Consider the following 11,458-nt stretch of genomic DNA (forward strand, 5'->3'; position numbering starts at 1 on the left):
TAGGCTCCCCGCATGACCAAGCGCAGCCCCTTCAAATACTTCAAGACCAGCTCCGAGATCATCCGNCTGGCGGTGATGATGTATGTCCGCTTCCCGCTGTCGCTGCGGAACGTCGAAGATCTGCTCCATGAGCGCGGCGTCGACGTCAGCCACGAGACGGTGCGCTTCTGGTGGCACCGCTTCGGCCCGATGTTCGCCGGTGAGATCCGCAAGCGACGCATCGAGGGCCTGAAATCGAGCCGCTGGCGCTGGCACCTCGACGAGATGTTCGTGAAGATCAACGGCGAGCAGCACTACCTCTGGCGGGCGGTCGATCATGAGGGCGAAGTGCTGGAAAGCTTCGTCACGAAGACGCGGGACAAGAAGGCTGCGCTGAAATTCCTCAAAAAAGCAATGAAGAAGCACGGCCGAGCGGAGACCCTCGTGACGGACAAGCTTCGCTCCTACGGTGCGGCTCTGAAGGACCTCGGCATGGCGGACCGGCAGGAGACCGGTCGGTGGCTGAACAACCGCGCGGAGAATTCGCACCTGCCGTTCCGACGACGCGAGAGGGCCATGCAGCGCTTCCGGCGGATGCGAAGTCTGCAGAAGTTCGCCGCCGTCCACGCCTCTGTCTCGAACCACTTCAACCAGGAACGCAGCCTCTCCAGCCGAGACATCTTCAAGACCAACCGCACTGCCGCTCTCGCCGAGTGGCGCGGTCTTTGCGCAGGATAACAGTCAGGCCCCCTGCCCTTCCTGAGACTGGTTCGAATTAGTCTGATGCAGGCTGCTGAAAAAGTCTTGAGTGCCCATCTTCGACTCCTACGATGACACATCATATCGGTTTTGGAAGCGCCTGCGCACAATATCTTGTCATCCCTTCGAGACGGCTGATGCAGTTCGTCGAGGTCCATTTCCTTTTTCAGCAGCCTGGATGGTGTGGACGGCTCCACCCCGACGGCATCGCATTGTGCCATGCTGGCGCTGTGTGACAGCCAACAAAGGAAGGAACCGACCACATGGAGATTACAACACTTGGGATCGACCTGGCCAAGTCCGTCTTTCAGCTTCACGGGGTTGATGACCGCGGCACCGTTGTCCTGCAGAAGAAGTTGCGCCGCGGGGCGGTGCTCGACTTTCTCGGCAAGCTGGAACCCTGCCTGATCGGGATGGAGGCCTGTGCGAGCTCCCACTACTGGGCCCGGGAGATCGCGGCCCTCGGCCATGACGTGCGGCTGATCCCGCCCGCCTATGTGAAGCCCTACGTGAAGCGGCAAAAGAATGATGCTGCCGACGCCGAAGCGATCTGCGAGGCGGTGACACGACCGAACATGCGCTTTGTTCCTGTGAAGACCCACGATCAGCAGGCGGTCCTGATGCTGCACCGGTCGCGCGACCTGCTGATGCGGCAGCGCACGATGATCCTGAATGCAATCCGGGCACATCTGGCGGAGTTCGGGACGATCACCGCGCAGGGACCACGGAAGGTTGTCGAGCTCGTCCGGCGCCTGAGCGACCCCGACGACGGGCTGGACCTGCCGGCGCTCGCCCGGTCGGCGCTTCTGTCGCTGGCCGCGCAGCTCGAGACCCTGGCCGAGGAGATCGTCAAGATCGAACGCCAGCTCATGGCGTGGCACCGGCAGAACCAAGCAAGCCAGCGGCTCGAGACGATCCCTGGTGTGGGCATCCTCACCGCGACTGCGATTGCGGCCAGCGTGCCCGATCCCACTGTCTTCAAATCGGGTCGGCAGTTCGCGGCCTGGCTTGGGCTCGTTCCACGACAGAACTCGTCTGGCGGCAAGGATCGGCTCGGACGGGTCTCGAAGATGGGCAACGGTTACCTGCGCCGATTGCTGGTCGTCGGCGCCACCTCGGTGACAAGGCGAGCCGGAACGACCGACACCCGAACCGGAGCCTGGGTCAGATCCCTGCTCGAACGCAAACCCACACGGCTCGTGACCGTGGCGATCGCCAACAAGACCGCTCGTACGGCTTGGGCGTTGCTGGCAAAGGAAGAGAATTACAAGGCCGCACCGGCAATTTGAACAACAAAGAGACAGGCGGCGCTCCAAGGGCGCCGCGATGAGATGCAAGGGCAAAAGTGAGTGATGATGATCAAGCAAGACCGCTGCCGGGACATCCCGAGGTACTGTCAGGGCGTCACAGCTCGATGGTCTGATTGGGCCCCGGCAAGCGGACTTCATCAGGGCCAGCGGTCACATGCACCGCGCGCACAGGCCGGACAAATGACCGCAACCTGCTTCGATCCACGTCACTCGACAAAACCCTTGCAAAACCGGAGCCGTCCACAAATGACACCACCGGAGTTTTCGTCCGGCTTCACACAGAGCAAGACAGCGGCCATGTCACCTTGATCGCCAGTCGGCCTGGCGCGGGATTCCGCAGCTTACCGCTTCACGAAGAAATCGTAGGCGGCCAAACCCAAGGTCACGGCGACAACCGCAATCAGGTCGATGCGAGGGACCCAAACGACAAGCACGCCCAAAAAAGCCGCCAGCACGAGAAAAGCCAGAACCGGAAGCGCCAGAGATTTGAACCGACCTTCGGGCGCACGCCCCTTCGGTGCGTTCGTCGCATCTGCCTCGCGCTGTGTCATGCTCATCACGCTTCTCCCTCGCTTGTCCAGCGTTCCAGCCACGCGGCCGTCCGCAGGAGCCGCGCATCGTCACCCAGCCGCCCCATCACTTGCACACCCATGGGCAGCGGTCCCGACGGCCCGTCCGCCTGCAAGAGCGGAAGCGAGATCGCTGGCGATCCCGTGAAAGACGCAAGCGCGTTGAAGATCCCGTCACCCGTCGATTTCAAACTATCCGGCGCCACCCCGGGTGCGGCGGGCATCAGGATGGCGTCGCAGCGCGCGAAGATCGTCTCGAGTCCTGCGCGATATATGCCCATCCAATCGCGCGCCGCCAGATAGTCGCGGGCTGTTACCTGCTTGCCGCGATCGAGCGCGGAACGCAGCGTGTCGGACAGGGCATCAAAGCCCCGTCGATCATAGGGATACAGATATTTCGCCATCTCCGCCATGTTCACGACCTCACGATGCGCGGGCGCGTCCGCGAAGCTGTCGGGAAGGAAAGCCTCGAAACATTGCTCCCCCAAGGCGGCAGCCAATTCCTCCAGTCCGGCACGCATCTCGAAGCTGGCCAACTCCCACCATGGCGGGCGCACCAGCGCGAAGGTCGGCGGAACGGGCGGCGCCGACCGTGCGGCGTCGAGCAGGCGCGGCGCGGCCATGGGCGGACGGTCACCGTCCGGATCGTGGCCTGCCAAGACGTCAGCCAACAAGGCCGCGCCCGCGACATCGCGCGCGAAGGTGCCGACCGTGTCGAGGCTCGGCGACTGAACCAGCGCGCCGCGGAGGGGGATCAGACCGAAAGACGGCTTGTATCCGACGACGCCGACATAGGAGGCTGGCCTCAGGACAGATCCCCCGGTCTGCGTTCCCATAGCCAGCGGCACCATTCCCGCAGCGACCGCCGCGGCAGATCCGGCCGATGATCCGCCCGGCGTTCGGCCGGTGTCGTGCGGGTTGCTGGTCCGGGCGGGGTGCAGGAAGGCGAGTTCCGTCGTCTCCGTCTTGCCCGCGACGAGAGCGCCCGCCCCGCGCAGGAAGGCCACGGCCAGCGCATCGCGCTCGGGCCGGCGGCCGGCATCCAGCGGCGTGCCGTTGGCTGTGGGCATGTCCGCTGTGTCGAAGATGTCCTTGATGCCGACGGGGATGGCGTGCAGCGGGCCGACCGCCCTGCCCGTGCCGCGCAGCCGGTCGAGCATCTGCGCCTGCCGCATCGCATGTTCGGCGTCGAAATGAGCCCAGGCGCCGATCTCTGGCTCCCGCGCGGCAATTCGGGCGGCGAGAGCCCGAGCGATCTCCACCGCTCGGATCGCCCCGGTGGCAAGCCTGTCGCGCAACTCGACCGCCGACAGATCCAGCAACTCGGGCCGCGGCGGGCCCTTGGCGCCCGGCGCCTCGGGAATGGAGGTCATCTCAGTTGCCATAGAAGTAGTTCGGCAGCGCGTAGACCAGCGACGGGAAGTTGTACAACAGGACCATTGCGAGGAAGACCATGCCGAGGAATGGCATGACACCTTTGAAGATCTCCACGAGCCGCACCTCGGGCGGGGCGATGCCTTTGAGGTAATACGCGCTCATCGCCATGGGTGGGGTGAGGAACGACGTCTGCAGGTTCAGTGCCACGAGGATTCCGAAGAACAGCGGATCGACCTCGAAGATGGCGAGGAGCGGCAGGAAGATCGGTACGAAGATGATGATGATCTCAGACCATTCCAGCGGCCATCCCAGCAGGAAGATGATGATCTGCGCCAGGATCAGGAATTGCAGGGGCGTCAAGTCGAGTCCGGTCACGAATTCGGAGATCAGGTGCTCGCCGCCCAGATAGGAGAAGACCGACGAGAAGATGTAGGAGCCGACGAACAGCCAGCACACCATCGCGGTCGTGCGGACTGTGAGATAGACGCTCTCGCGCAAACGTTGGAACGTCAGGGCGCGGTAGGCCACGGCGAGGACCAGCCCGCCCAGTGCCCCGATCGACGCGGCCTCGGTCGGAGTGGCGAGTCCCCCGAGGATCGAGCCCAAGACGGCGAGGATGAGGAGGGCCAGCGGCAGGAACGACGTCAAAAGCAACCACAGAAGTTCGCCCAGAGGCATGTCCGGGACTTCGTCCCGAGTGGGCTTGGGCGCCACAGAAGGCTGGAGAACCGCGCGAGACACAATGTAGACCATGTAGAGCCCGGCCAGCAGGAACCCGGGGAGCAGCGCGCCCGCATAGAGCCGGACGATCGACGTGCCGGATGCCGCGGCATAGACGATCAGCATGATCGAGGGCGGGATCAGGATTCCCAAGGTGCCACCCGCGCAGATGATCCCGCTTGCGAAGGACCTGTCGTAGCGCGCGCGCAGCATCGCAGGCAGCGCCAGCAAGCCCATCAGCGTCACCACCGCACCGACGATGCCCGTCGCCGTCGCAAAGAGCGCGCAGGTCACCAGAGCCGCGACGCCCATCGAGCCGGGCACGTTCTTCGACGCGATGTTGAGCGTCGAAAAGAGCCGGTCGACGATATTGGCCCGCTCAACCACGTAGCCCATGAACAGGAACAAAGGCACCGCCGTCAGGACCTCGTTCGCCATGACGGTATAGGTCTGGTTGATGAACAGGTCGAATACGTTGTTGTTGAAGTAGCCGTCCAGCGTGGCCTGAAACCGCTCCAATCCGCCCGCTTCCTCCGCCAGCCGATTGAGACCGCGGAACATCCGCCCCTCGTCGTAATAGGCGTAGTAGCCAAAGCCGATACCCATCGCCATCAGCGTAAAGGCGATCGGAAAGCCCGCGAAGACGAGAACGATGAAAAGCCCAAGCATTACCAAGGCGATCTGTGGGTCCGTCACGCTTGTGCGCCTCCGGCAGAATTATGTTGCAGCTTCACGAAAGGCCGCCCGATCGAGTCTCGGCCTTCGCCGCCTCGTCCATCAGGAGATCTTCGGTTTCCTTCACATCGTCGGGCGGCGCGGGCCAGATGCCGGTGCGCAGGCACATGATACAGCGGAAAACTTCGGCCACGCCCTGAATCAGCAGCAAAAGGCCGGCGGCGACGATGACCGCCTTGAACTGGAAGATGGGAATGCCTGCGGGCGAGTTGACCGACACCTCCGCGTATCCGAACGACCGGGACGCGTATTTGAAGCCGGCGAAGACCAGCGCGAGGACGCCGGGAAAGAAAAACACGAAATAGAGAACGAGATCGACTCCTGCCTGCACCTTCGGCGGCCAGAGCCGATACAGGAAGTCGCCGCGAACATGCCCGCCGCGCGACAGCGTATAGGCCCCCCCCATCATGAAGAGCGTGCCATACATGATAAACGCCACATCGAGCGACCAAGGCGTCGGCGCGTTGAATACGTAGCGCACAAGCACCTCGTAGGCCGTTCCAAAGGTCATCAGGATGATCAGCCAAGCGAAGGCCTTCCCGAACCAAGCGCTTAGGCTGTCGGCGAACCGGACGTAGGTCAGCATCAGAAATCTCTCGAAGTCGATTTCACAGGGGCCCGGCGGCAGCGATACCACCGGGCCCCCGCATCAAGCCCATTACGCCGGAAGCTTACCGGGGAAGAAGTAGTTGTAAGCCAGCTTGTAGTCGGGGGAGTTGAGCAACTCGTAATATGAAACCCGCTCGACCCAGGCGCGCTGGCTGTCGAGGACCTTCTTCATGAACGGATCCTCCTCCAGCACATCAATCAGATCCTTCCACGCCTCAAGCTGCGCCAGCTGGATTTCCTGCGGCGTGCTGCGAACCGTCACGCCATCGTTTTCCTGCAGTTCCTGCAGGTCCTTGGAATACTGATTCAGCGCCAACGCGGTATTCGCCGTCGAGGCCGACTCGACTCCGTAGAGCACGATCGAACGCAGGTCGTCGTCCAAATCCTCGAGGAAGTACCGGTTGAACAGGAATTCGAACGATTCCGACGCCTGATGATAGGAGCCGAGATAGTAGTAGTCAGCCACGTCCTGCGCCCCGAAACGCCGGTCGGAGGTCGGATTGTTGAACTCGAAGGCGTCGATCACGCCGCGCTCCATCGCCGGCACGATCTCGCCGCCGGGAAGCTGGGACACGGACATACCCATCGACTGCATCAGGTCGGCGGCCAGGCCGACGGTGCGGTACTTCAGACCTTTGATGTCGTCGACGCTCTCCACCGGCTCCTTGAACCAGCCGAAGGGCTGCGCAGGCATCGGGAATCCAAGCATCCCCACAACGTCGAGACCCATGACTTCCTGGGTCAGTTCGTTGTAGAGTTCGCGTCCGCCGCCTTGATAGAACCAGGACATCATGGTGGTCGGATTACCACCGAAGACGGGACCGGTCCCGAACAGGGATGCGGCCTTGTTCTTACCGTACCAGTACGCCGAAACCGAATGCGCGGCGTCGAGCACACCGTCATTCACCGCATCCAGCACCTGGAAGGGTGCGACGACCGCGCCAGCGGGCAGCAGGTCGACCTTCAGGCGCCCGCCCGACATCTCCTCGACGCGCGTGGCGTACTGACCCGCCATCTCCTGCCAGATATCGGAGGCCGGCCAGGAGGTCTGCATCTTGATGGTCAACGGCGCCTGCGCGAGCACGGCAGGTGCGGCGAGCACACCTGCGGCTGCGGCCGTACCGCCCAGCGCGCCCCGGCGCAGGAACGAGCGGCGCGAAACGGCTTGGCCGTCTTCTCTGATAGATTGGATGCGGTCGGGTGCGTCGGTCACGTGAAATATCCTCCCTGATCTTTCACTGGCAAGATGCCGGTCCTAAACGATAGCGGAGGATCCCGACCCCGGCAAGCGATACGCCGCCCCACCACGCACCGTCGCGCGGGGGCCTTGTCAGAAGAACTTCGCTTGAGGCGGAGCAGGCGGCTGGCTAGGCTCCCCGCATGACCAAGCGCAGCCCCTTCAAGTACTTCAAGACCAGTTCCGAGATCATCCGGCTGGCGGTGATGATGTATGTCCGCTTCCCGCTGTCGCTGCGGAACGTCGAAGATCTGCTCCATGAGCGCGGCGTCGACGTCAGCCACGAGACGGTGCGCTTTTTGGTGGCAGCGCTTCGATCCGCTATTCGCGGGCGAGATCCGCAAGCGACGCATCGAGGGCCTGAAATCGAGCCGCTGGCGCTGGCACCTCGACGAGATGTTCGTGAAGATCAACGGCGAGCAGCACTACCTCTGGCGGGCGGTCGACCATGAGGGCGAGGTGCTGGAAAGCTTGGTCGCGAAGACGCGGGACAAGAAGGCTGCGCTGAAATTCCTCAGAAAAGCAATGAAGAAGCACGGGCGAGCAGATGTCCTCGTGCCGGACAAGCTTCGCTCCTACGGCGCGGCCCTGAAGGACCTCGGCATGGCGGACCGGCAGGAGACAGGTCGGTGGCTGAACAACCGCGCGGAGAATTCGCACCTGCCGTTCCGACGACGCGAGAGGGCCATGCAGCGCTTCCGGCGAATGCGAAGTCTTCAGAAATTCGCCGCCGTCCACGCCTCTGTCTCGAACCACTTCAACCAGGAACGCAGCCTCTCCAGCCGAGACATCTTCAAGACCAACCGCACCGCCGCTCTCGCCGAGTGGCGCGGTCTTTGCGCCGGATAATGGCCAGGCCCCCTGCCCTTCCTGAGACTGGTTCGAATTAGTCTGCCAGCACCCGACCGGGCGCTGGAATACCGGCGGATGGCGAGGAAGGGGCTGAACCTTCGCTTTAAATGCCGCGCGCGAGGTTCCGACATTTCAGGACGTGGCCCAACAGGTCCATCTCGACAGGATGCCGACGTGGAAGAACACCAAGCGCGGACAGCAATGGATCAACACGCTGCGGGATTACGCGTTTCCCAAGATCGGGCGGATGCCGGTCGACAGCATCGGTCAGCCCGAGGCGCTGATGTGCCTGTCCCCGATCTGGACGGAAAAGCACGAGACGGCCCGGCGCTTGTCTCAGCGGATCAAGACGGTGCTCGACGTCGCACGCTCGAAAGGCCTCCGCGACGGGGAAAATCCGGGAATGGCGATTTGCGACGGACACGTCTTGACGAAGGTGAGAGCGAAGACGCGGCATCACAAGGCGATGCGCTGGCAGGATGTGCCTGCCTTCTACGCGGAGTTGCAGGGCCGCGATGCCATGGCGGCCAAGGCGCTGATGTTCACTTGCCTGACGGGCGCGCGAACCGGCGAGGTCTTGGGGATGCGCTGGGAGGAGCTGAACCACGAGACTCGGACGTGGATCTATCCGAGCGTGCGGATGAAGACGGGCGGGAATCACCGCGCGCCTCTGTCCGATGCCGCTTTGGCGATCTTCGAGCCGCTGAAGGCACTGAAGTCCGAGGTCGTGTTCGAGGGCCAGAAGCGCTTCGCGCCCCCCTCGAACGTGTCATTGCTTTTGCGGCGAAATGGGGCTGAAAGGCACGACCGTCTACGGCTTCCGCTCCACCTTTTGTGACTGGGCCGGCGAGGCCGCGAACACGCCGCGCGAACTGGTTGAGATGAGCCTGTCGCACAAGGTCGGCTCCGACGTGGAACAGGCCGATGCCCGCAGTGACCTGCTCGAGCGACGGCGCGAGCTGATGGGCAAGCGGTCCGACTATGTGACGAGCGCATCGAGACAGGTGAGCAGGATGTGACAGAGATCTTCACCAACGAGCCCGGGCTCTGCTCGATTGAACTGTTCCGGGTCGCCCTCAGCGAGTCGAGCGTGAAGCTGAGGCTGAAAGCGATCGAGAACGTCAAGCACGACGTTGTCTCCGAACGGCTCGCGCTTCTGTCGCAAGATGAGGGCGCGGACTGGGCCTCGGATCCCGCAAATGCCGAACTCGTCAGATGGGCCGCCGCATCCTTAGCAAAACGGCATGGCGAGGGACGTATTTGGCTCGGGACGCCTCCGGCCCCAACCCACGCCTTGAGCGCATGACAGCTTGAGCCCGTTTCGCACGCTCAGGCAGCAACGTTATCTTCGCAAAAATCTGCCAGAACCTCTGCCGCAATTTCGAACGAGCGGACCCGTGCGGTGTGATCGTGAATCATCCCGGTCACCATCAGCTCATCCGGCTGGAAGGCCTCGATGATAGCGCCCAACTGCTTTCTCACCGTCGCAGGAGAACCGGTGGCGGAACACGACAGCGCCTGCTCCACCTGAGCCATGACCGGCGGCGGGATTTCACGGTCGACGTCATGCGACGGACGGGGCAGTTTTCCGGGCCGGCCCGCTCTCAGCCGGGCGAACGCGAGGAGTTGCGAGGTCCGCAGAAATGCCGCATCGGCATCAGTCTCGGCCGCGCATACCCCCGCCGCCATCATCACATGCGGTTTTTCCAGCCGGTCCGACGGCCTGAACGTGCTGCGGTAGACCGCCAGCGCCTGTTCCAGCATGGCCGGCGCGAAATGCGAGGCAAAAGCATAAGGCAGACCGAGGTGAGCGGCCAGTTGTGCGCCGTAAAGACTGGACCCGAGTATCCAGACCGGAACGTGAGTGCCGGTTCCGGGGATCGCGCGCACGGGGGTCGCGTCGGGCGTGTCGTCGAAGTAGCCGATCAGTTCCTGGACATCCTGTGGAAAGCTGTCGTCTGGCGCCATGTGACGGCGCAGCGCCCGAGCCGTGGCCATGTCCGTGCCGGGCGCCCGACCCAGACCCAAATCGATTCGCCCCGGATAAAGCGTCGCGAGGGTCCCGAACTGCTCGGCGACGACGAGCGGCGCGTGGTTGGGCAGCATGATGCCCCCTGCCCCGATCCGCATGGATCTTGTCGCGGAGGCAACGTGTCCGATCACCACGGCGGTTGCCGCACTCGCGATGCCGGGCATGTTGTGATGCTCGGCCAGCCAGTAACGCTTGTATCCGAACCGCTCGGCGGCGCGGGCCAGATCGACGGTCCCGGCCAGCGCGTCGGCGGCGGTTTCGCCTTCGGGTATCGGGGACAGGTCGAGAAGTGAGAAATTCTGCATGGCAACCTCCGCTGGGTCGGAGCTAGTCATCCGGAGCAGTCAGGCCAAGGGCCCTTGATTTTGCCGCCGCGTAGCAAGGCAGTCATCGGGGGGACTGTTAACCCGCATAATTCATGAAGCTGCGGACTTGTGCTCCGTGGGATGGTTTCCCCGGTCTCGGTTTTCTTGCGCGCACCCGGTGTTTGCGTCCGGTTGGCATGCCGGCCGGTGACTTGGGTCTTGGGCGATACGGGTTGATGTTTCTGGGTTTGTCGGGGCGCATGCGTCAGGCTGTTTTCGGTGGGGCGAGGGCGTCGAAGAGAAGGAGGAGAAGTCCCTTTCGGGGACACGATGCCGGCAGGGTCACGATGATCCGGGTCTTCTTTTCGACGATGGTGGCGGCCAGTCTGACGAGATGCAGCCGCAGCGTGTCGAACTGGGCGCGGCGCCATGGTGAACGTTTTAGGCAAGCCGCGCGAAGCTTCCACCAGACCCAGTAGGCGCAGCCGTGCAGCATCAGACGCATCTGATTGGCGTTCGCCTTCGAGCACGACGTCCGGTCTGCTGCGAGGTGGGCCTTCCACGCCTTGATGTGGTTCTCGGCCTGGCCGCGAGCGGAATAGAGCTTCTCGTAAAGGTGCTTGCCGCGACCGCCCTCGAGGTTGGTGACGATGTAGCGGGTGTCCCGACCCATGGGGCCAACCTCGACGCGGGCGATGACGCGGCGGGGTTTCGACCACGAGCGGGCTGCGTAGGAGAAGGTCTTGAACCGGCGCAGCTTCTGGCCCGGCGTTCGGGCGTAGCGCGCCGCTGTCGATGCCTCCAATGCCGAGATGTTCCGCGCCAGACGGCCGTTCTTCGACAGACCGAAGACATAACGCAGCCCGAGCCCGTCACACAGGTCCAGAACCTGCGGGGTGCAGTAGTGGCTGTCGGCTCGCAGCAGGATTTCTGTCTCGGGCCAATGCCTGGCAATCTGCCGGATCAACCGGCGG

General features: G+C 63.4%; 12 protein-coding genes and 1 pseudogene. 6 read left to right on the forward strand and 7 right to left on the reverse strand.

The window, feature by feature from the left end; genetic code table 11:
- Positions 1-12: 12 nt before the first annotated feature.
- Both JSE7799_RS09230 and JSE7799_RS09235 read left to right on the forward strand, forming a co-directional pair.
- The gene (locus tag JSE7799_RS09230) at positions 13-717 is read left to right on the forward strand and encodes an IS6 family transposase (protein WP_055663362.1); all 705 of its coding nucleotides are present in this window, start codon (positions 13-15) and stop codon (positions 715-717) included.
- Between the two features lie 284 nt (positions 718-1,001).
- Positions 1,002-2,027: an IS110 family RNA-guided transposase gene (locus JSE7799_RS09235; RefSeq protein WP_055663363.1), complete on the forward strand. Its 1,026-nt coding sequence runs from the start codon at positions 1,002-1,004 to the stop codon at positions 2,025-2,027.
- A gap of 362 nt (positions 2,028-2,389) precedes the next feature.
- Here the strand turns inward: JSE7799_RS09235 and JSE7799_RS09240 are convergent, their stop codons facing one another.
- The 5 genes from JSE7799_RS09240 to JSE7799_RS09260 all read right to left on the reverse strand — a co-directional run bounded on the left by JSE7799_RS09240 (position 2,390) and on the right by JSE7799_RS09260 (position 7,271).
- Positions 2,390-2,605, reverse strand: a complete 216-nt coding sequence (locus JSE7799_RS09240; protein WP_055663364.1) for a hypothetical protein — start codon at positions 2,603-2,605, stop codon at positions 2,390-2,392.
- Entirely contained in the window at positions 2,605-3,990 is a 1,386-nt protein-coding gene (locus JSE7799_RS09245; RefSeq protein WP_083480424.1) for an amidase, read from the reverse strand. Before JSE7799_RS09245 ends, JSE7799_RS09240 begins: the two co-directional genes overlap by 1 nt.
- A gap of 1 nt (position 3,991) precedes the next feature.
- Entirely contained in the window at positions 3,992-5,410 is a 1,419-nt protein-coding gene (locus JSE7799_RS09250; RefSeq protein WP_055663365.1) for a TRAP transporter large permease, read from the reverse strand.
- A 34-nt stretch (positions 5,411-5,444) separates the two neighbouring features.
- Complete coding sequence (locus tag JSE7799_RS09255) at positions 5,445-6,035, reverse strand: TRAP transporter small permease subunit (RefSeq protein WP_055663366.1); 591 nt, start codon at positions 6,033-6,035, stop codon at positions 5,445-5,447.
- A gap of 72 nt (positions 6,036-6,107) precedes the next feature.
- Positions 6,108-7,271, reverse strand: coding sequence for a TRAP transporter substrate-binding protein (locus tag JSE7799_RS09260; RefSeq protein ID WP_083480426.1), 1,164 nt, complete (start codon positions 7,269-7,271; stop codon positions 6,108-6,110).
- Between the two features lie 167 nt (positions 7,272-7,438).
- On the opposite strand from JSE7799_RS09260, the pseudogene JSE7799_RS09265 reads away from it, so the two are divergent.
- The 4 genes and pseudogenes from JSE7799_RS09265 to JSE7799_RS09275 all read left to right on the forward strand — a co-directional run bounded on the left by JSE7799_RS09265 (position 7,439) and on the right by JSE7799_RS09275 (position 9,453).
- Positions 7,439-8,144 (forward strand): annotated as a pseudogene (locus tag JSE7799_RS09265) (IS6 family transposase).
- Between the two features lie 142 nt (positions 8,145-8,286).
- On the forward strand, positions 8,287-8,985 hold the full coding sequence (locus JSE7799_RS09270) for a tyrosine-type recombinase/integrase (protein WP_245624845.1): 699 nt from the start codon (positions 8,287-8,289) through the stop codon (positions 8,983-8,985).
- Positions 8,936-9,166 carry a hypothetical protein gene (locus JSE7799_RS21685; protein WP_245624846.1) on the forward strand — a complete coding sequence of 77 codons (231 nt, stop codon included), beginning with the start codon at positions 8,936-8,938 and terminating at the stop codon, positions 9,164-9,166. The genes JSE7799_RS09270 and JSE7799_RS21685 overlap by 50 nt, the downstream gene beginning before the upstream one ends.
- Complete coding sequence (locus JSE7799_RS09275) at positions 9,163-9,453, forward strand: hypothetical protein (protein WP_055663367.1); 291 nt, start codon at positions 9,163-9,165, stop codon at positions 9,451-9,453. Before JSE7799_RS21685 ends, JSE7799_RS09275 begins: the two co-directional genes overlap by 4 nt.
- A gap of 23 nt (positions 9,454-9,476) precedes the next feature.
- Here the strand turns inward: JSE7799_RS09275 and JSE7799_RS09280 are convergent, their stop codons facing one another.
- Positions 9,477-10,484 (reverse strand): LLM class flavin-dependent oxidoreductase, encoded by a 1,008-nt coding sequence (locus tag JSE7799_RS09280; RefSeq protein WP_055663368.1) that lies wholly within the window; start codon positions 10,482-10,484, stop codon positions 9,477-9,479.
- 265 nt (positions 10,485-10,749) lie between these two features.
- Positions 10,750-11,458 (reverse strand): IS1380 family transposase (locus tag JSE7799_RS09285; protein ID WP_144431633.1); only part of this gene is annotated, 709 nt, incomplete at its 5' end.

Source organism: Jannaschia seosinensis (assembly GCF_001408515.1).
GTDB lineage: Bacteria > Pseudomonadota > Alphaproteobacteria > Rhodobacterales > Rhodobacteraceae > Jannaschia > Jannaschia seosinensis.

Excerpts from the sequence above, each read along its gene's own strand:
- JSE7799_RS09235 (WP_055663363.1), top strand. The coding sequence starts at position 1,002 with ATGGAGATTACAACACTTGGGATCGACCTGGCCAAGTCCGTCTTTCAG.
- JSE7799_RS09240 (WP_055663364.1), bottom strand. The coding sequence starts at position 2,605 with ATGAGCATGACACAGCGCGAGGCAGATGCGACGAACGCACCGAAGGGG.
- JSE7799_RS09245 (WP_083480424.1), bottom strand. The coding sequence starts at position 3,990 with ATGACCTCCATTCCCGAGGCGCCGGGCGCCAAGGGCCCGCCGCGGCCC.
- JSE7799_RS09255 (WP_055663366.1), bottom strand. The coding sequence starts at position 6,035 with ATGCTGACCTACGTCCGGTTCGCCGACAGCCTAAGCGCTTGGTTCGGG.
- JSE7799_RS21685 (WP_245624846.1), top strand. The coding sequence starts at position 8,936 with ATGGGGCTGAAAGGCACGACCGTCTACGGCTTCCGCTCCACCTTTTGT.
- JSE7799_RS09280 (WP_055663368.1), bottom strand. The coding sequence starts at position 10,484 with ATGCAGAATTTCTCACTTCTCGACCTGTCCCCGATACCCGAAGGCGAA.